A 21,535-nucleotide genomic window follows, 5' to 3' on the forward strand; every position below is an offset into this window, starting at 1 on the left:
TCTTCATTTTTAATTTTGAATCGTAACGCAAGTAGTATCTGCATCTAAAGTAACTACTTTGCCAATTGGAAGAATGCAATTTTGCTTACCATGTCCATAGGAAAACTCTTTAATACAAGGGACTTTTAATTTAGAAGCCCATTCATTGATTACATCTTCTACCGTACCATCGCTCTGATTCGACTTCTTACTTTTACATTGTTCAAATGTACCAAAAATAACGCCGGAAACTTCATCAAAAACTCCTGCTAAATCTAATTGTGAGAACATGCCATCAATATTATAGGGCTCGACGCCAACATCTTCTACCAACAAAATACTTCCTTTAAAAGTAGGCATGTAAGGCGTGCCCATTAAATTAGTCATAAGGGTTAAATTGCCACCAAGAAGAGTACCTCGGCTAACGCCTCCATGAACCTTTATTCCTTTGCGAATTGTGTACTCTTGGCCTAACAAAGAAGAAAATAATGTTTTTTTAACTTGGGTACTTAAATGAATGGTCAAAGTAAACCCTGTATAACTTACTAAGCCAGTGTTTTTAAATAGGCCTAATTGCAACGCTGTAGTATCACTAAACCCGAATAATGGTTTTGGGTTTTTCTTAATCAATTCATAATCTAAGAAAGGTAAAAGTCGTTGCGAACCTTGTCCTCCTCGGGTTGCAATAATTGCTTTCACTTCTGAGTCTATAAAGAAATCCATCACATCTTGTGCACGGTCACGGTCTTTACCAGCTAAAAATCGTTCTGATCCAAACATATGCTTTGCATACTTTACATTAAATCCATTCGACTTTAATAAATGAACTCCTACTTCTATTGCTTTTTCCGTAATAGGACTCGAGGGAGAAATAAGCCCCACGATATCTCCTCTTTGCAGTGGTTCTGGACATAGAATATTCATTTATTACCTCAATTATTTTCTGCACTCAAAAACAATACTTTCGTCTGTTTCATTAGGCGATGCGCTTCGGTCAAATGCTTTAACCGTTCGTACATTGCTAAAACCAACCTCATTGAGCAAATTGAGCAAGAAAGAAGTGTCTTGATAAATTCGAATTTTGTATTCCTCAACCTCTGTTTGAATTATACGGTTGTTATCAATCAGTTCATATTTACCTATAGAGTAACAAATCTCCTCATCGAGCATAACTAATTGGCTGAGTAGGATGATTGTGCCATCTTCTTTTGGCCATCTTGTGCCTCTCCATATACCTAATTCATTAGGAACCGCATGAAGTGTTTCTACTTCAAATACAAAAAGTCCTTTATCTTCCATATGTTCATAAATGGTTTTTAAGGCTTTTTGAATATCAATCTTTTCTGTGATGAGACCAAATGAACCGCTGGGTATAAAAATTAAAGAATATTTATCGGTTTGCTTTAAATCTTCAATAAAACCATGCCAGGCTTTTGGCTTAAGATTTTTGCTCTTTGCTTTTGCATGCAGTCGTTCTAGCATTGGCTGACTTGCGTCAAAGCCATGAACATCAAATCCTTCTTCAGCCAAAGGCAGTAAAAATCGACCTGTGCCGCACATAGGCTCTAAAATCAAGCCTTTAGCCTCTGCGGCATAGCTTCGATAGAATGAGTATTCATCTTGTGGTGCATTAGGTTTACTTAAATCATATACTTCAGTACAAAGGCTCTGATAAGTTTCCAGTTTTTTCATGGGTTCCTCATTGAAATCCAATACCATTAAATATTCGTCATAGAAGGTACCATTAATTTTAAGTGCTTTAGGTTCGGTACCATAAATTCGAAATCCTTGCTTTTGATAAAAAGCGCAGGCCACAAAATTACTTACTACACAGGTTAGGTGCAATTGAGTGACGCAGGTCCTTGCATGCTGTATCAGGGTTTGAATTAATGCTGTTGCAATACCTTTTCCTCTGTATTCAAGACGAGTATACATACCCCAAAGTACACCTCGGTGTTTGGTTTTAAGTGAAATAAGCGTATAGAATCCAACACAAGACACCAATAAATCGTCAACAAAGACACCCAATACATATCCTTTACTTAATCCATGTTGAAAATCAGCATCGGACATAAGCACTTCCTCTTCATAAGAAGAGCCAAAGCTTTCAGGTGAATTCTTTAGCGCTTCTAATCGAAATGATTTCCATAGTTCCCAGTCTTCTTGCATTACCCTTTTTATCTTCATAAACTGATCTCCATCACCGTTACAGGATGAGATTTAAATTCATCCATACCGATTTTTTTCCACCCAAGGCGCCTATAATACTCAGGTATGGTAGGATCAAGAGCAAACAAGTACAGTTTTTCAAAGCCAAGTTCTTTTGCTTTCTCGACTGCGGCATCAACTAATATTTTTCCGATCCCCTGTTTTTGATATTTTGGATCAACCACCAAATCACCAATCCACGGCCCTAAATCTGGTCGAATATCTTCGTTTAATTGCAAAGTACAAGAACCTACAGGAATTTCATCGTATAGCGCAATGTAAGTAAAAGGCATCTCTTGGTTCAGCTCTTCGTAATACAAAGATTCAATTTCTTCAATTCCGATCTCTGGCATCCAGATTTTACCTAAAACTTCATGCCAAATCTTAGCAAGCTTTGGAATACAGTCTGAATATTGTTTTAGGTAGGCTATTGTTATCATCATAATACCTGTAAAAATGGATTATTCCTCGCACTCGTGGCAAGGCGTTCCTTGATGAAACACCATTTGCCAACGATTGTGTTTGTATTGCCAGAGCGAAGAACGTAAAGAACTTTTTGAGGCAACAGTAACCTTATAAGTTGCCAACATGACTTCAGGCGACACCTCTAAAACTGAAAAATCATTAACCATATAGCTTCGTTGCTCTTCTTCTGGAAGAGAATCAAGTAGGTCGTTCTTATTGTAAATTGAGCCAGAGGCCCCATACTCGATAAATTCATCAGCAATCAATAGTTTCAGTTGCGCAATAGATTTTCTCGTTTCCGACCTTAATAGAGAAATTTCTAGCTCATAAATCAATTGGTGTTCTTGTTTCATAGCGATTTTCTCATCAAATAAACGTTGAAATCCAAAAAACAATTATGCTCTGTCATGGATATGACAAAATACCCAAGCTGTTCATAAAAAGATCTTGCCTGAAATTCGGCCGTCTCAATGGTAATCACTTGGCAATTCTTTTGTTTTGCAAAAATTTCCAGTTTTTCCATGAGATTTCGTCCTAATCCTTTTTGTCTAAAATCCGGATGAACCCAAATGCAATCGACATAGCAATTGGCTCGAGTGACATCCCCATAACAACCTGCTAAAACGGTCCTTTTGTCGATAGATTTTATGTAGATGGTAAAGGGAGTATGATTGTAAGCACCAATCATTTCTTCATTGTAGATCTTTAAGCCGTCAGATAAAATGGCAGTGATTTCTTGGTTGGTTCGTTCTTCGAAACAAATCTCATAGTCATTGTTCTTGGCTAAAATTATAAGCTCTGGTATTTTTGCATCTTCTGGTGCATCGGAATGATAACCGCTCCAAAGAATACCTCCATAAGGTTGTAGTATTTTTTCAACCAACTTTTTTAAATGAGTTGAATCACCTTCCTTATAAACTCGATTAAAACTTTCAGAAAACTCCCTGGCTAAATTGGGATTTTCTTGATGCAAATAGCGAATGATTGATTTACCATTGGCGCACCATTTATTTTGAGCTCTAAAATAAAATTGAGACAATGCTTCAAAAAGCCATGAGGCTGAGGCAATTTGTTCTTCATAAGACTTAGGAGATAAAATATCTTCTAAGACATCCGTAATTAAAAAACGCTCTTTATCAATTTGATTTTTATCCCAAGAAAGAGGTCCGCGCTTTAAGTAAAGATGGGCCTCCTCTCTAATCCCGTTTGAAAAATCGCTAGCTGGCATCATATCTTTTCCCGACAAAATCATTTGAATGGTTCCTGAAATACCGGAATTTATTCTCGATTCTTCAAAAAAATAACGAATGGATTCTCTGTCGTGTACAAAAGCATCAATAGGCCAACCTTCATAAACAAAGGCTTCACGATAAACTCTGATTAATTTTTCATAGACGATTACGAGATCTAAATCTGAGACTTGGGTTTCTTCCCCTTGAGAAACCGAACCGGCCCAAAAAACAGCACGTGCTTCTGAGTAACGTTCATGAATTAACTTTTGAATTGTTTCTTGAGGTGAGCAACGCATGTAATCTGTTTCCTTTTTTTTCGCTAAAATCACCTGATTTCCAGGTTGATCTATTTTATTTGATCAGTCATTTCGACATTACCATCAATCGGTAAATCTTTTTCGCATTTTTTACTTTGTACTTTTTCTTCTTTTGCAACAACGACGTGACGGTGATTTGGCAGAAGTTGGGCATTCAATTCTTGCAATGCAGAACCAATAATTCCTTTTTGTGGCTTTTTATAACGATAATACAACCATCCTTTCTGTTCTAACCATAAACAGAACCGATTAAAAACATATGCGGTAAACAGAATCCCAATCAGATAAATAAATAATCTCATAATTCTCACTATTTCATTAATTTTCGCCAAACTCAAAAAAGTCTGGCGAGTTAAAAACCATCATTGATGTGTTTCTAGTGCTTTACTTATCCAAGCTGATGCTTCTGCATTGAACAGTAATTTAATATGCCATGGCTTTATCATCTCCTGAGGAGGCGGCATTGTTTTTAAGGCTTTTACTTCATGCTCTTGTCGCGAAATTTCTTGCCATAATAAAATACCGATTAAGTAATCTCTATTTCCTGCAGCTAAATAATTATCGATTAAGTCTTTCCATTCTTGAGCAAGCCTTTTCCCATGCTCTCCTTCAGGTGGAGAGTTCATGTTATCGATGATTTGGTTGTACAGATTATTCCAACGCTTCAATGAATAGGCCATCATCGCACGCGACAACCAATAAGCACCTTCCGGGGTGATTTCCAATTGGGTTAGTCTCCCAGATTGTATGCTTTCCAAAAGACTGGCTCCCAATTTGACTTGCTCAGTAAAAAATTTCTTCATTTTTTTTGATAAATCTTCCATAACAGCAGCAATTCGCTCACCATCTGGTCCTTCAGGATCACCTACCTTTTGTTGGTTCATTTCCTCAATAATAGAATCTCTAAGTGCAAATTCTTCAGGAAATTGCTCGTAAAGAAACAAGTAGTCTTCAAATTGAGAAACAGTTAATTGTTTTCCAGCCCACGTTTTTTTCAATTTATCTCGTAGATTTTCTGTCATTTTATACCCCTCTATGAGTAACAACAAATCTTGCCAATTAGGAAACATTGATGCAGAACGGCTTTTTAGAATTTCTTCAAGCACTTGATTCACTTTCAGTAAATCTTCACTTTGCTTTCTGATTACTTGGTGTTGTGCTTGCAGGTGAGCATAAACGTTGGAATGTTTTTGCAGAATATCCTTTATTTTGCTTAATGAAAAACCAAAATACTTCAAAGCAATAATCTGCTGTAACTTTGCCAAATCCGGCTCGGTGTAACAGCGGTAACCATTGGGCTCAAGATAAGAGGGTTGTAACAAACCTATTTTGTCATAATGCCGCAACATGCGAACCGATGTCTGAGTTAACTCACTGATTTCTTTTATATGCCATTTTGTCATCATGTCTCCTCCCAAGATTGAGAATAGGGCATGACACTATGTTAGGGTCAATAGTCAAATTCAAAACCTGTTATCCAATGAGTTTTTTACCAAATAATGGTGTAAGCACCATTTGCATCATTCCATGATGCCACTCATCGAGTGGCTTTACTCCTGATGCTGTTTCCGGAATCTGTCAATAAAAATGAATTATTCCGTCTTGTCTAGGCGTGCCTTCTTAAGCACTCATTTATCGAATAATTAAATATTCTTTTATTATTCTTGTTCAAATGCAGTATAAAATTTGAGAAAAGATGTTTCAGGCCAACAACGTTTTAATTCAGCTAACATGGCTTGAGCCATCGCTCGTAAGTAGGGTAAATGTTGATAAGCATTGCTACTATCTATAAATGCTTGCAACCTCGATAAAACCCTAGGTCTAACCCAGTTATCTTCTTCATTCCATAAAGAATCCTTCGGTACAGGACCTGAAGGTCCAATCCTATCTTTTTCCCAAGTTGAATTAATAAAAGGTATCGTTTGTTGTAAAAGCCAAAAACCGCAGGCATAGGTATAAGCTTGATTGTATTGTTTATCATCAGTTGCTTCTGAAATCGTTTGTTTGAGTTCCTCCCTATAGATTTGTTCCATATGCTCAATAACATCCGTAGGAATGGCTTTAGCACACCAGCACGTTGGCATACTCATTCGCAAATAAGTCCCATCTAACAAAGCATTACGCACAACACACCATTCAAAATCAATAAGCTGCAAATCTTTAGTTTCTGCATGATCAAATACATTATCAGGACAAATGTCCCCATGAGTCAGAACAGTAAAAGATCCGGGCTTTATTACATATTCAATTAAAGATTTCGCTTCTTCAATGCATTCATGAGTTAAAGTTAAGCCTAAATTTTTATTTGCCAATCCCAGTTTCGGTAATAAATCATTCAATGCGAAATTAAGCTCATCATCAACCGTTTCCGCCTCAGGATGAATCATTTGCAAAATTTGTTCATAAAGCCCGGTATTTCCAAAACTTGCTGCATGAAAACTTCCCAAGGCTTTCATAAAACGGGTCAATGCAGCAATAGCTTTTTTGCGATCAGCTACAGTAAGTGAATCGACTAAACTAACATGCTGAACTCCTAAATCTTCAATCAGAATAAATCGATACTCTTTACTTCCACCAAAAAACTTTGGGACATTATGCTTGTTTTGCTTAATCTCAGAGGCAAATTCAAGACCTGCCCAATCCCTTGCAAATCGTGCATAAGCTTCCTCATCATTAGCATCGGTGTCTTCTCGTAAAGATTGTTTTAAAATAATACTTTCAGGGATTTCTTTCGTTTGGCTTGATAAAAAGAGTCTTACTATGCAATTTCTCCGTTCAGGCTCACTTAAAAACTGAGTGGAAATTATCTTAACCTCTGCATCAAATCTCTTATTTAATATATAGGTGATTTTATCAAGAAGATTAGAATCAAGAATTCTGTGTTCATTTATGGAGCTTGCTTTCATCTTTTAAACCTAAGTTGGGATCAAGGAGCTTTATTTCTATGCGTTCTTTTCCGCTGCCAATATTAACCCTTTTTAGGGCAATGAATCCAACTTCCGCGGTTGATTGTACATGTGTTCCACCACAAGAAACCTTACAAAATCCTTCAATCTCCCAATAACGTCTTTGACTCTTCTCATCAGAAAACCCAGTGCGAATAAGCATATCTTTTGCAATAATTTGATTGTATTCAAACAAAAGAGAGTCAAAAATATCCGAGATATTGTGCTGATAGCTAAAGTCGATTCTAGCCTTATGTTCAGCAATATGCGCACCTATTTTTTCAATGGGAAGCATTCTTTGAACAAGCTCTAAGATTAATTCAGCAGCAAAATGAAGACGCATCAATTTGTAACGACGAACAAAATCGATTTCCATAAGGACAACATCTCCTTCAGAAAGTCCATGCCCCGAAGGTAACGTATAATAAATCAAGTGATTTTCTATTTCAGAATGAGTGACCATCAGGCCATTCACGAGAACTGTATCACTTTCTTGACCACCGGAAAACGAAAAACCAATAGCCTCTGCAAAAAGTAGTCGATTCTCATTTACCGACACCACCTTAGTCATTAATTGGCATTGATAGGGATTATCCCAAAATAGTTTTTGCATAACTTACTCTCTAATCTTTACCACTATCCCATTGGTTAGCTGCTTAAGTGTTTCAGGAGACAATGAAAATACGGCATTGGGCGTTCCGGCTGCGGCCCAAAGGACTTCATGGCATAACAAATCTTCATCGATAAGAACCGTATTAATAACATTTTTGTGGCCAACTGGAGGGACCCCACCAATCGCAAAACCAGTTATTTCTCGTGTAAAATCTGCATCAGCCTTCCCAATAGATTCATTGATGAGATTCCCAATCAGGCTCTCATTCACACGATTAACACCACTTGCTAATACCAATATCGGCTTGTTGGTTTTTTCAGTGCAAAATAATAGTGACTTCACAATTTGAGCAACACCACAACCCAAAGTATCAGCAGCATCTTTTGCAGTGCGTGTGCTCGAATCAAGTTCCTTGATCTCACACGATAGACCCTTTTGAGATAAAAAATCCTGTATGATTTGCGCGCTTTTACTTAAATTTTTACCTTTATTCATCATGATCACTTACTTATCATCGCCACAAAGAACACTTTCTAGTAAGCTCTGTTACCACATCCCAATCCCCAAATAAAACAATGCCATAGTAAATCAGATCGTTCTCTTTAACCTCTGCCGTTCTTTCAATTTGCTCTTGATAGGTACCCACAGTCATCGTATCGGTAAAATCATTAAAAAAAACATTTTTTGCTAAAGCATTCTGGCGTAATGTTCTAATTTTGTTGGAGTTCTCACAAAGAATGATAAAAGGTATTTCTGAAATATAAGGGTGAGATCCTCCATCTGCATCTCGATAATCGGTTAAACGCAGTTCTTCTTCACCAATTACGGAACCTAAACCAATACACATATGAGCAAGCGCATTCATCACTTTTCCTGGCTCAATACGCTTATTAAGTACCGCAACCAGTTTGTTTTTAAAAGGGTGTTCAACCATACAGTCCTCCACAATTTACTTCACAATTCGTGCGTTATAACGCATAATAAACCAGTATATACTCGTGCGCTAAAACGCACAAGCTTTTTATTAAGAGACATCATGCAAGAAATTTCAAAACGTATTGCAAAAACATTAAAATCATTAAGACAAGAACGAGGTTGGAGTTTAGAAAAAACAGCGCTTGAAACCGGCGTTTCTAAAGCGATGCTCGGGCAAATTGAACGAGAAGAATCAAGTCCAACGATTTCTACCTTATGGAAAATTGCGAGCGGCTTTCAAGCCTCCTTTTCTTCGTTTATTGAAGACAGTCTGGATAATTCAACCAATCCTGCTTATAGGGCGGGACATGCTGAAACCTTGCATCCAGATGATGAAAAAATACGAGTACTGCCTCTATTTCCTTTTGATGAGCAGTTACATTTTGAATTGTTTGTTATTGAGTTATTGCCCGAATGTGAACATCTTTCACCTCCACATAAACATGGAGTCATTGAGCATGTCATTGTTGTGGATGGAACCATTGAGCTTTTGTTAGGCGGGAGCTGGAAAACACTTTCTAAAGGAGAAGGGCTTCGTTTTAATGCCAATCAACCGCATGGCTACCGGAATCCAACCAATGAACTATCGCGCATCCATGATATTATTCATTACCCACCCCAATATAAATCGCCTTAATCGATTATGGTACATAAAACAAAGGCGTTAATGCCATAGTTTTTAAGTCATGAAGCCACTCATTGCGTGGCTTTCCTCCTGGCGCTGTTTCTTCAAACCAGTTGTATTTACACCAAAGGTAGATATCCAAGCTTTTCATTTGCGAAAAATGATTCATTTCTTTTAATTCGTCTGAACTCAATGGCCGGATTTGCCTATACCCTTCTATAAACCATTCAAACAAGGGTTTCCAGAGAGGCCATGGCTTATTGCATAAGTCCAAAAAAGGTTTAGCGATATCGGCAAGATACCAATGATAAACTGGCTCATCAAAATCAATCAGATGAACGCTCTCACCATCATAAAGCACATTCCCAGGACGATGGTCCCCATGGGTTAGGCCAAAATGTGCTGAGTTTTTTGAAAAAGTTTTGAAGCGTGTCGTGATGGTTTGGTATAAATCCTGGATCAGAGCCTCTTCTTGACGCGCATAATCCCAAGTTTCACGCCACAAATCTTCCCAAGTTAAAAAATGATGTTCCGATGCAACATAACTTTGCGAGGCTTGATGCAATAGACCTAGGGCGCGGCCCCATGTTAGATAAGCTTTTTTATCTGGATAATCAAAATTCATGATTTGCCCTGGCACCTCACGGCAAACATGAACAAAAAATTCCAAATCATCTTGGTGTACCGTTTCGACATCATTTCCTTCTTGGGATACAACCGGTTCACAAATAGGAACTTGATGCAAATATAAATGCTTCTGAAAATCAATGGCACTCAAAAGTTCATGAGCTTTTCGTATTTTTTCATGCGTCATGCGAAGGTAAAAGCCTTGGTTCTTAGATTCAAATCGATAAACACAGTTAATTTGATTATTGATAAGCTTAAGATGGGTAGGGTTTTTTACCCACTTATTAGCAGCACGATTCGCAGTTTCATCCGTAATTTTTTTTAATGTGGTCTCCCAAATCATTCTTGAATACTCTTGTTTTTCAAATAATCAGCCCTAGATAATCGATAAAGCACATGCCGTTTCAAGGGACTGTTTTGCTCCAATTTGGGATGGTCAAAATCATCCTTTGGGTTATGTTGTAAACCAATTTTTTCCATAACACGTTTCGAAGCTAGATTATTTACTGCTGTAAATGAAACTACTTCGGGAAGATTTAAAGAGGTAAATGCATAATGCAAAACCGCTTTTGCTCCCTCCGTAGCATAACCCTGATTCCAATGCGTTGAGGAAAGTCTCCAGCCAATTTCAACAGCGGGGGTAAAGTGTGCTTCAAAAGAAGGTGTCATTAATCCTAAAAATCCTATCATTTCCCCAGTATTTTTTAGTTCAACAGCATACAAAGAAAATCCCTTCTCTTTATAATGTGCAATAATCCGCTCAATGCCTGCTTTTGTAGCACTCCTGTTCCCTATTCCTGGTAAAAATTGGCATACCTTTTTATCTTGATCAATAAGTGACATAGGATCAAGATCAGCTTCTCTCCAAGTACGTAAAATCAGACGGGAAGTTTCAAGAATATTCATAGGAGCCTCTATAAGAAAGCATGTTTATCATGAGTAGGTAATTAGCGTCTTCACTGTATTGCGTGGGAAGAAAACCAGCCTTTTGATAGCACGCAATGGCTTGCTCGTTTCCAATTTGTGGATCAACCACAACGGCTTTAAATTTGTAGAGTTGTTCGGCAATAAAACGCCTTATAATTTGTCTGCCCAACCCTACTCCACGAAACGATGGCTCTGCAATAAAAAGGTCGATACCAGCCAATTGTTCAGGTGTTGCCTCGTCAAACAAGGAAGCATTATTTCCTGAAATTCCTTCGGGTAAATGGTCGGAAAGACAGTAATATTGAATAAAACCAATTGGTTTTTGATTCAAATAAATAATAAAACTTGGAACTGGATCAATGCCTTCAATTCTGGGCAAGTACTTAGTAACAATATCTTCTAAAGAAAACTGCTGATTTCGTGCATAACCTTGTTTCACCGTAGGCTCTGCAAACCATTGGGTCATTAAGTTCAAATCTCTTTGGCTCAATGGTTTAAATTCCAGATTCTGATTTTTACTGCCATAAATTAAGGAAGTCCAATCCAAAATACGACGCGCTGACTCCTCTGCTGAAAGGAGGCTCACATCTAGAGTCATTTCATACGGCTCTTTGCTAAAATAAACGTCTTCTTCAAACAGTCTTTTTGTAATGAGTGCCTCATCCTGTGTTTTAAAATAGCCTTTTCGATCTGAATATTTTAAACGTTTAACAAGCTCTGCATCATTACAAATCAATCGGATAGGAACAAACATAGCTTCCCGTTTTTGAGCAACGGTTTGTACTTGATTAAAAAACTCCTGATGCCAAGAATTATTTGCTAAGAGCTCATAGGTAATAACAAAGCTCATTTCTTTAGAACAAACCTCAATCATAGTGTCAAAAATAACATCACGGGCCTTGTTAAGCGCTGCCCATCCTTTATCATCAAGAGACCAAAATACTTGAGCATCGTTACCTAGAAGTTTTAGAACCGGATCGATCCAAGCATGGTGATGCGCTAATCGAAACTGAGAAGCCAGTGTTGTAATTGCCTCGCCTATGGTTTTTTTACCGGTACCTGCAATACCCATCAAGAGTATCATCATATTCGTCGGCATCATTTATTAAAATCCTGTCACAATACTGTACTCTTCTTTATGTGTAAGCACACGCATCAAGTGCGCCACATCATATGGACTACGCAGCTCAATGAATTTCACTTTTGGATATTGGTTCTTTAAAGCATTTAATAAGGGGTTAATCCGTTGTTCATAGTTCCACATATAACTTAATAGCGACCATCGTACCGTTTCATTGCAACCAGCGGCTCTATCATCGATTTCTGAAGCCTTATAAAACAAGCGCTTAAACACCCGCCAATAACATAGCCATTTGGGTAAATTAAAGTACAAGCACATGTCGGCTTCGCGATAACGCATCTCAAATGATCGACTGGAATTACCATCAATAATCCAGCAAGGCTTGGCAACTAATTCTTTTTGGAGTGACAAAAAATCCTCATATTCTCGTGGCACCCAGTCGGCAATAAAAAAATATTTATCTAAATGGAACAATGGAATATTTAGACTCTTTTGCAACATAACAGAAAAAGTGGACTTGCCACTTCCTGGTCTACCAATAATCATGATGCGTTGTAAGTTTATCATTTCATTCAGAGTGTAATTTACAGTTTTCTTTTCTTATAGATGCAAATGATTGTTGTATTCATCCGCTACACTATCTAAAATTTTAAGTAGTCTGTTCTTCACTTAACTGTTTAAGTACGGTTTTTATCGTAGCATGGGAAAAACATCGGCCACTTAAGAAACGAGCCAATTTTGTATTTATCGCCTCATCTGTATCATTTTTAAATCCACGCATTTTTTTCCGAGCTTCATCCAGGGCGCGAACTTCTTCCAGTTCAATATGTTCTAAGATTTGCTCAATCACCTCTTCTTTAACGCCCTTTTGTTTTAATATTTGTTGAATAAAACGGTTTCCTTTATGGATATAACGGGCACTTAATGATTCAGCCAAACGATTATCATTAATTAAATGTAATTCCCGAAGGCGAACTATGGTTGCATGAATCTGAGCATCTAACTCGGGCACATGCGAAAAATCCCTCTCTAATTGCCTTATGAGCTCTTTTTCACTGCAATAATGATTAAAAAGATATTTTATTGCTGAATCGATGAGTGTATTCATACTAAAGCTCTACCATAAACCACAATTTTATTTTTGCTTTTGCCAAGACAGCCTGATTTATTTAGAATACCATTATAACAGGAAAATATTGAGTCTTTTATGCCAAAAGAAGGAAAGGCCAGAGTCTTAAGTGAAGCAGAGTTTAAGCGACTGCTTATTGTTGCCAAAGATGGGCAATTCGCTATAAGAAATAGTGCCCTTGTGTATTGTTCTTTTGGACTTGGATTGCGAGTGAAAGAAATCGCCTCTCTCACTATTGCAGATGTAGCCGATTACAACTATCAATTACTTGAAGAGATTTGTTTGAAGCGCTCAATGACCAAAGGTGAAAAACAACGTTACGCTTATCTTGCCAATGAAAAAATCCGCAAAGCACTCCAAGCTCATCTCGATACCCTAAAACCTGTTGCACGAGACAAACCCTTATTTCAGACCCAACGTAAAAGTCGCTTTACACCCAATAGTTTGCAAAAATGGTTCAAGTCACTCTATGATAAGGCAGGAATTATTGGAGCAAGTTCTCATTCTGGTAGACGTACTTTCATTACCCGCTTAATTGAGCAAGGCGCTGATATTAAAGCAGTCTCTCGCCTTGCAGGTCATGCCAACATTGTCACCACCGCAATTTATGTTGAAGACAACCCTGATCGCCTGAAACGTATTGCTAACTTGGCTACATTCTAAATGACACCATGGTTTATTACTTTACCTTGGTTACACTATTTGGATTTTACCTACAATGAAGTCTACCATGAGGCACGCTTTGAAAAAGACAAACGCTATTATGTACTTCGTTTAGAGAAAGATTTACTAGATGATTGGACAATCACCGCTATTAACGGACGAATAAAATCCAAGTTGGGACAAAGAAGAATATTGGCTTTTTCAACGTACACAAATGCTTTTGCTCAATTCTTAATCATGATAAAAATCCGTTATCAGCATAATTATCGACTTAAAATTTTGTATAGTGAAAATATTTTTTCCCTTCACAATCTGCTGTTTCTTTTAGTATCACAAAAATATGCTAATAAAACCCATGCCAAAAGCAAGAGAAAACCAAGATCCGAGTTGAGTCAAAATAATTGTTCCACGACTGTTCAAAACAACTTATCTCATACAAAAGCATTCCAACTTGACTTATTTTTTTAATTTCTAAAAAGAAAAGTGATCATTAAATAATCAGACAGATTTAAGAGCGCTTTAATAGTGATTAGAAAGAAGCTGAGCTCTTGCCACACTTTACCATTCGCCGTAGTCCAATCGTCTCTTGAAGGTAAAATTTGGAGGTCATTTTTTTCCAGTATACCAGTAAAATTATAACTACAGACTCGAGGGCAAACATCTTCTAATTTTTCCACATAGTTATCCACTAATTTTGTGAATAAAAAAATAGCCCTACCCTTCCACCTTAAGATGGGCCATTAACCAATCTGCTTCCTCTAAAGAGTCAAAACTTATCACCACCCTACCTTTTCCTCCATCATTAAAATGCATGTTAACTTTGGATGAAAGTTTTTTCGATAATTGTGCCATCCAATCTTTCGTTTTTTGTTCAAATTGGGGATCTAGAAAAAACTCTTGTTTATCTTCTGGCATATTTAAGCGCCGAACCAATTTTTCAGTTTCCCTAACGGATAAAGACTTATTGATAATTATTTTTGCTGTTTCTGCTTGTTGTATGCTCGACAAACTTAATAAAGCTCTGGCATGCCCCATTTCTAGTAATCCCATTTTTAACATTTCTTTTACTTCATCCGTGAGAGTAAGCAATCTAAGAAGATTAGTAACTGTTGTTCGCGATCTACCTAAAGTTTCAGCAACTTCACCATGCGTCATGTAACACTCTTCTATTAACCGCTGTATAGCTTGTGCTTCTTCCAATGGGTTTAAATCTTCTCTTTGAATGTTTTCAATTAAAGAAACTGCCATCCCGTTTGCTTTATTATATTTTCTGATGATTGCAGGGATTTTTTCTAATCCTACTATTTTAGCTGCACGCCAACGCCGTTCACCCGCAATAATTTGATATTCATTCCTATTATGATCTCTTTCTTTGACAAGAATAGGCTGTATAATCCCATGCTGTCGAATTGACGAGGCCAGTTCTTCTAGTGAAGCATCGCTAAAAAACTTTCTAGCCTGATTTTGATCTGGATAAATTTTTGATAAACACAGATCAATTGCTTCCAAGGATTGTATGTCATTTTTTAGATTAATTGGTTCAAAGGCAGGAAATTTCATATTAAACCGCCTCCATTTTAATTGGCTTCTCTAAATAATGTTGCTTTAATTTTTCTCGGGTTTCCAGAACAAATTTCTGCATGTTTTTAACATGCTCTTGATTATCTCCAGCTTTAGTATAACCTGATAGTTTTTCCCAATGATTAAGCTCTGCCTGTAAAGCGAATAATTTCTTTTCCCACTCAATTTGTTCATTAGATTCTTTTTCTTGAGAACCGTCTGGCTTAGATTCTTCCTTGAATTTATAATCATATTTTAAAGCACTAATAAAATATGGAATTGGATAAAAACCTGTGCGCTCTTTTTTTGCATATTTCTTGGTATAGTTAATCTTCTCTTGAATATATTCTTCTGAGTAGTTATTTATAATATTTTCTAATATAGACTCATTTAATATACCAAAAGTTACTTTTATTTCTTTATGCATCTTCTCATTTTCATAATCAATACAGCTGACTTCTGATTTTATTGTATTTTTTTTATTCTGGACTAACACCTCAAATCCAGTAATTTTTCTACCAACTCTTATTGGATCCAAACTAACAGCAAAATTAGCTCGATCATTAACCTCTTCTAATGAAGGCGAAATGACATTTCTTGTAAGTTCCCGCATACTTGGATATTTATCTTCAGGAACTCCTAAAATTTTTCTAAATGTATCTAACGAAATAATTTTATTTTTTTGTAAGTTAATAAACCGTGTACTATTTTCATAAAGAGCATGACCATATTTCGATTCAAATTCAGATTGCAGATCAATGTCAATAGTACCGTATATAGATGGATTAACTAGTAAATCAAGCATGATTTTATGAAAAGAAAAATTGATGGTATTATCCTGATAGAACGTAGGTGCTCCATGTAAAACTCGTAAATTTAAAAAAGAGATATCTGTAGGTACCTTATCTTTCAATAAATTCCATTCTATTTTTAATGATGCCAACCCATCAATGGACTCTTTTAGATATTGGGTATTATTACTATTGAACTTAACTGCTTTTAACAGCATAGAAAAAGGCATATTGCATTCGACAGCGACCGAATTTTGATGGTTATTTATGCGGCCATCTCCTTTTATTGCTTCATACAAAAGCACATTGACAATTTTCCGTTGCAATACACTCATTAAAGAGTATGCATGAATAATTGTTACATGTTTACGTATTGTTTTTTCAGCGAACATTACCCATTCCGTTTGGCCTTTTTTCTTATTTTTTCCTCATCATTCTACTCAAAATAGCAGCGCGTATTATGGCAGTTTGAGGGCCTCTTATATCAGGATATTCCTTTACAACTTCATTTCTCATATCAGAAAAAAAACATCGTTGCTTAAATGTCATATAAATTTTATCAAATACAAAATTTTCACTATTCCCTTCTGCATTGAGTACCATTTCTTTGTAATCAGGATTTTCCTTTAACATTATGATGGCTTCGTTTACCCAATCAGTTTTCTTTTTTAAATTATATTTTTCAGAATTTAACAGAATTTCTCTGAGTGACTCTTTAATTTCTTTATTAATAGTAAATGTAATAATTTTCTTATCGTCTTCATTATTATTGAGTTTCAGTTTATTCATTTTAATCACACTTCCTGAGCAATTAGAGGAATTATTTTTTTAAAGCACTCCTCAACTGATTTACCATTATTCCATTGGACATTATTGCTTAACATATTCATTTGCTCGACGATGCTCTCGTGTAGAATGTTGCTTGAAACTAAGGCATCAAAGATAATTTTGGCAATATTGGGTTTTACCTTACCTAAACTAACATTTAATTGTTTACGTCCTCTTATTTCTTTTTTTGTAACTAACGAAAATTCAAGTTCTTTTTTTAGCTTAACAATTGCATCAAAGGATAGATTTTCTATGGCTGCCTTTAAGAGAACTTGTTGATGTTCTGCGTTTTCAACTGAAATAATTAATTCAATTAATTTTACATTCTCTATTTTTCCTTCAGCAATCGCCTGCTTTATCTCTGGACTAGCTTGCAAAATCAGGATATATCTTCGAGATTGTGTTATAGACATTCCCGTTAAATCACTTAATACTTTTGATGTTATTTTCTCGCTATCACTTTTTTCTTTATTTTCGTTTAAATACTCTTTAACAATAGCCTCAATACTCGCAACTCTTTCAGCCAGAGATAAGTCAACACGCTCATTATTCTCAATCCACTGTAGAACTCTTAACTTTGTACCAACAGGTCGTTGACTTGCAATTCTTGCTATAATTTCCTTTTTACCAGCAATCGCTGAGGCCAAGGTTCTACGTTCACCAGCGATTAAACGACATTTGTTCCCAAACCTGTATACAAATATGGGGTTAATTAACTGATCATCTAGTATAGTTTTTGCTAATGATTCAAGTGACTTCCAATCATTTTTCTTTTTTGCATAGTCAGGATCAGAAGGATCTATTCCATTCATAGCATCATGAAGAGTGAGTGCTAGTTCACGATTGTTTTCTGGATCAAGTTCTATTTTATCTAAGGATAATACTTCTATTGACAGTTCCCCGGCATAATCATTGGCAATCGCCAGTGTTCTTGATATGGCTTCCTTTGTCTCTCCGGTTTTGACTGGATTTAGTTTGAATTTACTAACCATAAGAAGCCTCCTTTTCTTCTATTTTGTTGTATACATTATGAAATACCCTGTCATATACATAAGAACACCATTTTTCACTCTCAATTCTAGCTAGATGTGTTTGCGGTAGGTTAAATACACAATTAGGTTTTGCATCTTCTACTACTAATTCTGAATAAATAGTTCTTTGGGCGATCGGAGGTAACAACCATTCTTCTGATTTCTCTATCGAACGCAAGTCATTAAGGAACTTAGTATGTACTGCTGTTTTACGAACTTGGTTAGGTAAAATTCCCGCTATTTTGATTGTGTCATCTTTTACTCTTCTAAGTTGCTCTTGTGAAATTGCTTGGATCATACCTATGGTTCCATTAATACCATATTGTTCTAGTTCAGTTGGCAATAGTCCATGAGTTGCTGCTCGCAACCCTGCCATTGTTAGTGGGCCAAACTGTGGATTCGTATCAATAATAACAAATTGGTAATCACTGTGGGTTGACAGCATTTCGGTAAATTCTTTAAGACGATTTATAACTTTTTCTTTTACATCAACTTTTAGAACACGTTGTGCATCTTCCAGTAATGAAGCAAAAGAAGGAAAACAATGTAAATTGTCAACCCATGTTGGATATGGATAAATAGATTTACCTATGAATATATCTGCAATACTACTAACACCATCCCAATGCGGATCATCTTCTGGTAAGTTATTCGGATCCCACTCTGGATGTGCTTTTGGCATGTAGCCAGTTGGGTGAGCTGGATCTCTTGTAGTTGGAATTAAGCTAGATGAAGAGTTGCCTTGCGGGTCTAAATCAATAAATGCCCCTTTCATGTTTTTACATTTAGCTAGATATTGTGCAAGAGTGAGAGCAATAGTTGATTTGCCAATCCCTCCTTTGTTCCCGGCTGTTGTAATTACTTTCATCCATCCCCCTTTTACAATAAGGTGCTCTGTACTATTTGTTTTAGACTAACTTTATTGAAATGAATTTGCAAGCGGTAATTTGTACTATTATTTAAATTTTTAAAAAAGAAAATATATATCTTTTTTCTTCTATTCATAGGTTCATTAAATGAAATCACAATAACTTATTGATTTTAAAGTATTTAAGAAATGATTATTGTGTATTTATTTGGGAATGATTGTGTAGGTTTATGAGTTTTTCTGTGTAGTAATATGGGGATTAATTGGTCTTAAAATTTTATGTGTAGTTTTATGGGGTGTTATGGTGTAGTTATATGGTTATGGTGTAGCTTTATGGGATGCGCTTTTAACTTTTATCCATACTTCCTAATACCAATACCGGAAACTGCTGGGGGATACTGGATTTTTGGCGGCTAGATTTTTACCCTAGGAGCTTTAAAATTTTGATTGGCAACTCGTATTGCGAATTTTGTCAAAAAATATTCTGAAGTTTCTTTGGGTTTATTTGTTATTTGTATTCACTGCCCTACTCTGAAATAGGATGTGATTATCTTGATAGCTGAGCAATATTGTCAAAGTTACATGAAACTATACTTTTTGAATTTTGACGAATAATTTATTGATGGATTTTGATAATATGCTAAATTCAGGAATGGATATAAGATAATGTTATTTTTTTATGCTTTAGATATCATTTTTAATTTTAAAATGAATAACTTTATTTACAATTAAAGAATTATACTGTTTGCGCACTTACGTCAGTGTATATGATTAATTCATGTTAAGAGTATTGGTTATTAAGCAATATTTGTTAGTAATATTGGCCTACGTATAGAGGTAATCTGTTGTATCTGTCTTTACCCATAGTGAAGAATATATTGTTTGGCGGGTATTGATCGGTAGTGGCGGGGCTGAGATTGGTTCTTCTACTTAGTGCACAAATCCCTTTTTTTATAACTATGCGTTTTATTATCAAGATAAATGGCTGTATCGTTTAATATTTTTCAGTAACCTATTTAACAATAGCCCTATTTCTTTTACGGTATTTTATTAACTCATTATTTTGATGGAATAGATTCATGTCTCTAATAAATTTATTCCTAATTTAAACAAGCTTTTTAAATGTTAAAACAATAACTGTACTAGGTGGATAGAGAATCAATTATTTGAAAAGTTAATTAATAGGGTTCCATCCTGATTTTATGATGGGGTTAATTATCTTTAGGGTGATGTTTTTTTGTTTTAGGTCGTTTAAATTTTATTAAATTTAATCCAGATCTGTTTTTAAATGGCACTTTAAATTTCACGGGACCACTGCCATGGATTATCGATTTAATAAATTGTCCCCGGGGGATAATTTAGCTAACTCATTGATTATTAATAATAAAAATATAATATATTCTGTAAATCACGGTTATGGATGGTGTAGATTTATGAGGAAGAAAATTAACAAGGAAGGATTCTAACTTAATCGCAAAAAGATAAACCACTATAACTTAAGTGATTAAATACGAAATTGGGGAGGAAAAAATTTGAAGAATCATTTATTATACAAAGCGACATCCATGTTAAGTATTTTTTCGTAACAGCCAATACATTATAATTAAAGGTCTGGAATATTGGCGACTTATCATGGGTGATGCAATTGTGGCTGTAATGTAGAGGAATTATTATATGACTATTATTGATGCAAGACCTACCTGTTTTTATCATCCGATAAAAGTCATTTTTTTAGATGATAACCGAGCATTTTTGGATGCGTTAGATTTAGAATTTGGCGAAAAGCTTAATATACTAACACTTACAAGCTCAGATATGGCTTTTCATCTTATTGATAACGATAGTCAAGATGTCACCCAATCAATTTTCAAATTAATGAATGATGTTAATTTAGATACTACTAATGATCGATTTATTGGCTTTGATGTTAGTAAAATGTTAAATCTGATTTATAGTAAAGCAAGGTTTGAGCATGCACCATTGTTAGTTGTGGACTATCAAATGCCCGCTATTAACGGAATTGAATTTTGCAAAAAAATTAAAGAGAAAAAAATATTTAAAATTATGCTAACGGCTGAAGCAGATAAAGATACTGCGATAAAAGCTTTCAATAACGGTTTAATTGATAAATTTATACTCAAGACAAGTGAAAATCTATATCCAGAAATTACATTAGCTGTGGATGACCTAACTAAGCGCTATTTCAGAGAGTTAACAAAAAATATAGTTAATGCGTATGAAAACTCCATTAATGATTTATTTGATAATGAATTATATCAACAATTATTTGCTAGTGTTCTAATACAAGCACAGGCTGTTGAGTATTATCTAGTTGATAACTCAGGTAGTTTTTTATTTCTTGATAAAGACGCCAAACCTACATGGCTTATCATTAGACATGCAAAAGAGCTATCTGAGCAATTAGATTTAATGCAGGGATATGAGCTACCTGAACAAACTGTGGCTGCTGTTGTAAAAAAAGAGAAAATATTGTTCTTGTTATCAGAAAAAGAATATAAAAAACCAATAGCTGAGTGGATTAACTATTTATTTGATGCGCAAAAGCTAGATAACAATTACTACTATAGTATTACCAAAGATCATTTAACTGATTCTATAGATTGGGGAAGGGTGGTTTCATATTCCTCATATCTAGCAGAGAGATAATTTG

General features: G+C 35.6%; 26 protein-coding genes and 1 pseudogene. 4 read left to right on the forward strand and 23 right to left on the reverse strand.

The features are described 5' to 3' along the window. Nucleotides 1-9: 9 nt before the first annotated feature. The 12 genes and pseudogenes from LOX96_RS08495 to LOX96_RS08550 form a co-directional block, all read right to left on the reverse strand. Nucleotides 10-903, reverse strand: a complete 894-nt coding sequence (locus LOX96_RS08495) for a S66 peptidase family protein (protein ID WP_058478633.1) — start codon at nt 901-903, stop codon at nt 10-12. A 12-nt stretch (nt 904-915) separates the two neighbouring features. Then, nucleotides 916-1,671 carry a class I SAM-dependent DNA methyltransferase gene (locus LOX96_RS08500; RefSeq protein ID WP_058478661.1) on the reverse strand — a complete coding sequence of 252 codons (756 nt, stop codon included), beginning with the start codon at nt 1,669-1,671 and terminating at the stop codon, nt 916-918. Nucleotides 1,672-1,713: 42 nt separating this feature from the next. Beyond that, a pseudogene (locus LOX96_RS08505) lies at nt 1,714-2,166 on the reverse strand (GNAT family N-acetyltransferase); the annotation flags it as partial. Next, nucleotides 2,163-2,627 carry a GNAT family N-acetyltransferase gene (locus LOX96_RS08510; RefSeq protein WP_058478634.1) on the reverse strand — a complete coding sequence of 155 codons (465 nt, stop codon included), beginning with the start codon at nt 2,625-2,627 and terminating at the stop codon, nt 2,163-2,165. The gene LOX96_RS08510 and the pseudogene LOX96_RS08505, both read right to left, overlap by 4 nt. A 21-nt stretch (nt 2,628-2,648) precedes the next feature. Continuing rightward, the gene (locus LOX96_RS08515; protein WP_011212577.1) at nt 2,649-3,005 is read right to left on the reverse strand and encodes a nuclear transport factor 2 family protein; all 357 of its coding nucleotides are present in this window, start codon (nt 3,003-3,005) and stop codon (nt 2,649-2,651) included. Then, on the reverse strand, nt 3,002-4,213 hold the full coding sequence (locus tag LOX96_RS08520) for a GNAT family N-acetyltransferase (protein WP_058478635.1): 1,212 nt from the start codon (nt 4,211-4,213) through the stop codon (nt 3,002-3,004). The genes LOX96_RS08515 and LOX96_RS08520 overlap by 4 nt, the downstream gene beginning before the upstream one ends. A gap of 17 nt (nt 4,214-4,230) precedes the next feature. After that, nucleotides 4,231-4,503, reverse strand: a complete 273-nt coding sequence (locus LOX96_RS08525; protein ID WP_058453040.1) for a hypothetical protein — start codon at nt 4,501-4,503, stop codon at nt 4,231-4,233. A gap of 60 nt (nt 4,504-4,563) precedes the next feature. Continuing rightward, entirely contained in the window at nt 4,564-5,607 is a 1,044-nt protein-coding gene (locus LOX96_RS08530; RefSeq protein WP_082650879.1) for a MerR family transcriptional regulator, read from the reverse strand. Between the two features lie 252 nt (nt 5,608-5,859). Beyond that, nucleotides 5,860-7,107, reverse strand: a complete 1,248-nt coding sequence (locus tag LOX96_RS08535; RefSeq protein ID WP_058478637.1) for a phosphotransferase — start codon at nt 7,105-7,107, stop codon at nt 5,860-5,862. After that, nucleotides 7,085-7,759, reverse strand: coding sequence for an alanyl-tRNA editing protein (locus tag LOX96_RS08540; RefSeq protein ID WP_058478638.1), 675 nt, complete (start codon nt 7,757-7,759; stop codon nt 7,085-7,087). The genes LOX96_RS08535 and LOX96_RS08540 overlap by 23 nt, the downstream gene beginning before the upstream one ends. A gap of 3 nt (nt 7,760-7,762) precedes the next feature. Next, a complete protein-coding gene (locus tag LOX96_RS08545) occupies nt 7,763-8,254 on the reverse strand; it encodes a YbaK/EbsC family protein (RefSeq protein WP_058478639.1) in 492 nt (163 codons plus the stop codon). Between the two features lie 16 nt (nt 8,255-8,270). Further along, a complete protein-coding gene (locus LOX96_RS08550) occupies nt 8,271-8,693 on the reverse strand; it encodes a DUF2000 domain-containing protein (RefSeq protein ID WP_058478640.1) in 423 nt (140 codons plus the stop codon). A 102-nt stretch (nt 8,694-8,795) separates the two neighbouring features. Between LOX96_RS08550 and LOX96_RS08555 the strand changes: the two genes are divergently transcribed. Then, a complete protein-coding gene (locus tag LOX96_RS08555; protein WP_058478641.1) occupies nt 8,796-9,371 on the forward strand; it encodes a helix-turn-helix domain-containing protein in 576 nt (191 codons plus the stop codon). A 4-nt stretch (nt 9,372-9,375) separates the two neighbouring features. Here the strand turns inward: LOX96_RS08555 and LOX96_RS08560 are convergent, their stop codons facing one another. From LOX96_RS08560 to LOX96_RS08580, 5 genes are all read right to left on the reverse strand, one after another. Continuing rightward, complete coding sequence (locus tag LOX96_RS08560) at nt 9,376-10,329, reverse strand: phosphotransferase enzyme family protein (RefSeq protein WP_058478642.1); 954 nt, start codon at nt 10,327-10,329, stop codon at nt 9,376-9,378. After that, entirely contained in the window at nt 10,326-10,892 is a 567-nt protein-coding gene (locus LOX96_RS08565) for a GNAT family N-acetyltransferase (RefSeq protein WP_058478643.1), read from the reverse strand. Before LOX96_RS08565 ends, LOX96_RS08560 begins: the two co-directional genes overlap by 4 nt. After that, nucleotides 10,879-12,015, reverse strand: a complete 1,137-nt coding sequence (locus LOX96_RS08570; RefSeq protein ID WP_115324600.1) for a GNAT family N-acetyltransferase — start codon at nt 12,013-12,015, stop codon at nt 10,879-10,881. Before LOX96_RS08570 ends, LOX96_RS08565 begins: the two co-directional genes overlap by 14 nt. Nucleotides 12,016-12,018: 3 nt before the next feature. Beyond that, the gene (locus LOX96_RS08575; RefSeq protein WP_058478522.1) at nt 12,019-12,561 is read right to left on the reverse strand and encodes a P-loop NTPase family protein; all 543 of its coding nucleotides are present in this window, start codon (nt 12,559-12,561) and stop codon (nt 12,019-12,021) included. A gap of 82 nt (nt 12,562-12,643) precedes the next feature. Then, the gene (locus LOX96_RS08580) at nt 12,644-13,102 is read right to left on the reverse strand and encodes a regulatory protein RecX (protein WP_058478523.1); all 459 of its coding nucleotides are present in this window, start codon (nt 13,100-13,102) and stop codon (nt 12,644-12,646) included. Nucleotides 13,103-13,201: 99 nt separating this feature from the next. On the opposite strand from LOX96_RS08580, the gene LOX96_RS08585 reads away from it, so the two are divergent. Both LOX96_RS08585 and LOX96_RS08590 read left to right on the forward strand, forming a co-directional pair. Continuing rightward, the gene (locus LOX96_RS08585) at nt 13,202-13,786 is read left to right on the forward strand and encodes a tyrosine-type recombinase/integrase (RefSeq protein WP_058478524.1); all 585 of its coding nucleotides are present in this window, start codon (nt 13,202-13,204) and stop codon (nt 13,784-13,786) included. Continuing rightward, complete coding sequence (locus LOX96_RS08590; protein ID WP_058478525.1) at nt 13,787-14,254, forward strand: hypothetical protein; 468 nt, start codon at nt 13,787-13,789, stop codon at nt 14,252-14,254. Here the strand turns inward: LOX96_RS08590 and LOX96_RS08595 are convergent. From LOX96_RS08595 to LOX96_RS08620, 6 genes are read right to left on the reverse strand one after another with little or no spacing between them, the layout of a single operon-like run. Then, nucleotides 14,251-14,463, reverse strand: coding sequence for a hypothetical protein (locus LOX96_RS08595; protein WP_082650880.1), 213 nt, complete (start codon nt 14,461-14,463; stop codon nt 14,251-14,253). The two genes, LOX96_RS08590 and LOX96_RS08595, sit on opposite strands and share 4 nt — an antisense overlap. Before the next feature lie 37 nt (nt 14,464-14,500). Further along, nucleotides 14,501-15,295 (reverse strand): ParB/RepB/Spo0J family partition protein, encoded by a 795-nt coding sequence (locus LOX96_RS08600; RefSeq protein WP_238585456.1) that lies wholly within the window; start codon nt 15,293-15,295, stop codon nt 14,501-14,503. Between the two features lie 52 nt (nt 15,296-15,347). Then, the gene (locus LOX96_RS08605; RefSeq protein WP_058478528.1) at nt 15,348-16,529 is read right to left on the reverse strand and encodes a replication initiation protein; all 1,182 of its coding nucleotides are present in this window, start codon (nt 16,527-16,529) and stop codon (nt 15,348-15,350) included. Nucleotides 16,530-16,554: 25 nt separating this feature from the next. Then, on the reverse strand, nt 16,555-16,926 hold the full coding sequence (locus LOX96_RS08610; RefSeq protein ID WP_010655311.1) for a hypothetical protein: 372 nt from the start codon (nt 16,924-16,926) through the stop codon (nt 16,555-16,557). A gap of 5 nt (nt 16,927-16,931) precedes the next feature. Continuing rightward, the gene (locus tag LOX96_RS08615) at nt 16,932-17,957 is read right to left on the reverse strand and encodes a ParB/RepB/Spo0J family partition protein (RefSeq protein WP_058478529.1); all 1,026 of its coding nucleotides are present in this window, start codon (nt 17,955-17,957) and stop codon (nt 16,932-16,934) included. Then, a complete protein-coding gene (locus LOX96_RS08620) occupies nt 17,950-18,864 on the reverse strand; it encodes a ParA family protein (protein WP_010655313.1) in 915 nt (304 codons plus the stop codon). Before LOX96_RS08620 ends, LOX96_RS08615 begins: the two co-directional genes overlap by 8 nt. A gap of 1,674 nt (nt 18,865-20,538) precedes the next feature. Here LOX96_RS08620 and LOX96_RS08625 point away from each other — a divergent pair. After that, a complete protein-coding gene (locus tag LOX96_RS08625; protein ID WP_058478530.1) occupies nt 20,539-21,531 on the forward strand; it encodes a response regulator in 993 nt (330 codons plus the stop codon). Nucleotides 21,532-21,535: the final 4 nt, after the last annotated feature.

This window comes from Legionella maioricensis (assembly GCF_023618015.1).
Taxonomy (GTDB): Bacteria; Pseudomonadota; Gammaproteobacteria; order Legionellales; family Legionellaceae; genus Legionella; species Legionella maioricensis.

Excerpts from the sequence above, each read along its gene's own strand:
- LOX96_RS08495 (WP_058478633.1), bottom strand. The coding sequence starts at position 903 with ATGAATATTCTATGTCCAGAACCACTGCAAAGAGGAGATATCGTGGGG.
- LOX96_RS08500 (WP_058478661.1), bottom strand. The coding sequence starts at position 1,671 with ATGAAAAAACTGGAAACTTATCAGAGCCTTTGTACTGAAGTATATGAT.
- LOX96_RS08510 (WP_058478634.1), bottom strand. The coding sequence starts at position 2,627 with ATGATAACAATAGCCTACCTAAAACAATATTCAGACTGTATTCCAAAG.
- LOX96_RS08515 (WP_011212577.1), bottom strand. The coding sequence starts at position 3,005 with ATGAAACAAGAACACCAATTGATTTATGAGCTAGAAATTTCTCTATTA.
- LOX96_RS08525 (WP_058453040.1), bottom strand. The coding sequence starts at position 4,503 with ATGAGATTATTTATTTATCTGATTGGGATTCTGTTTACCGCATATGTT.
- LOX96_RS08530 (WP_082650879.1), bottom strand. The coding sequence starts at position 5,607 with ATGATGACAAAATGGCATATAAAAGAAATCAGTGAGTTAACTCAGACA.
- LOX96_RS08535 (WP_058478637.1), bottom strand. The coding sequence starts at position 7,107 with ATGAAAGCAAGCTCCATAAATGAACACAGAATTCTTGATTCTAATCTT.
- LOX96_RS08540 (WP_058478638.1), bottom strand. The coding sequence starts at position 7,759 with ATGCAAAAACTATTTTGGGATAATCCCTATCAATGCCAATTAATGACT.
- LOX96_RS08545 (WP_058478639.1), bottom strand. The coding sequence starts at position 8,254 with ATGAATAAAGGTAAAAATTTAAGTAAAAGCGCGCAAATCATACAGGAT.
- LOX96_RS08550 (WP_058478640.1), bottom strand. The coding sequence starts at position 8,693 with ATGGTTGAACACCCTTTTAAAAACAAACTGGTTGCGGTACTTAATAAG.
- LOX96_RS08555 (WP_058478641.1), top strand. The coding sequence starts at position 8,796 with ATGCAAGAAATTTCAAAACGTATTGCAAAAACATTAAAATCATTAAGA.
- LOX96_RS08560 (WP_058478642.1), bottom strand. The coding sequence starts at position 10,329 with ATGATTTGGGAGACCACATTAAAAAAAATTACGGATGAAACTGCGAAT.
- LOX96_RS08565 (WP_058478643.1), bottom strand. The coding sequence starts at position 10,892 with ATGAATATTCTTGAAACTTCCCGTCTGATTTTACGTACTTGGAGAGAA.
- LOX96_RS08570 (WP_115324600.1), bottom strand. The coding sequence starts at position 12,015 with ATGATGCCGACGAATATGATGATACTCTTGATGGGTATTGCAGGTACC.
- LOX96_RS08575 (WP_058478522.1), bottom strand. The coding sequence starts at position 12,561 with ATGATAAACTTACAACGCATCATGATTATTGGTAGACCAGGAAGTGGC.
- LOX96_RS08580 (WP_058478523.1), bottom strand. The coding sequence starts at position 13,102 with ATGAATACACTCATCGATTCAGCAATAAAATATCTTTTTAATCATTAT.
- LOX96_RS08585 (WP_058478524.1), top strand. The coding sequence starts at position 13,202 with ATGCCAAAAGAAGGAAAGGCCAGAGTCTTAAGTGAAGCAGAGTTTAAG.
- LOX96_RS08590 (WP_058478525.1), top strand. The coding sequence starts at position 13,787 with ATGACACCATGGTTTATTACTTTACCTTGGTTACACTATTTGGATTTT.
- LOX96_RS08605 (WP_058478528.1), bottom strand. The coding sequence starts at position 16,529 with ATGTTCGCTGAAAAAACAATACGTAAACATGTAACAATTATTCATGCA.
- LOX96_RS08610 (WP_010655311.1), bottom strand. The coding sequence starts at position 16,926 with ATGAATAAACTGAAACTCAATAATAATGAAGACGATAAGAAAATTATT.
- LOX96_RS08615 (WP_058478529.1), bottom strand. The coding sequence starts at position 17,957 with ATGGTTAGTAAATTCAAACTAAATCCAGTCAAAACCGGAGAGACAAAG.
- LOX96_RS08620 (WP_010655313.1), bottom strand. The coding sequence starts at position 18,864 with ATGAAAGTAATTACAACAGCCGGGAACAAAGGAGGGATTGGCAAATCA.
- LOX96_RS08625 (WP_058478530.1), top strand. The coding sequence starts at position 20,539 with ATGACTATTATTGATGCAAGACCTACCTGTTTTTATCATCCGATAAAA.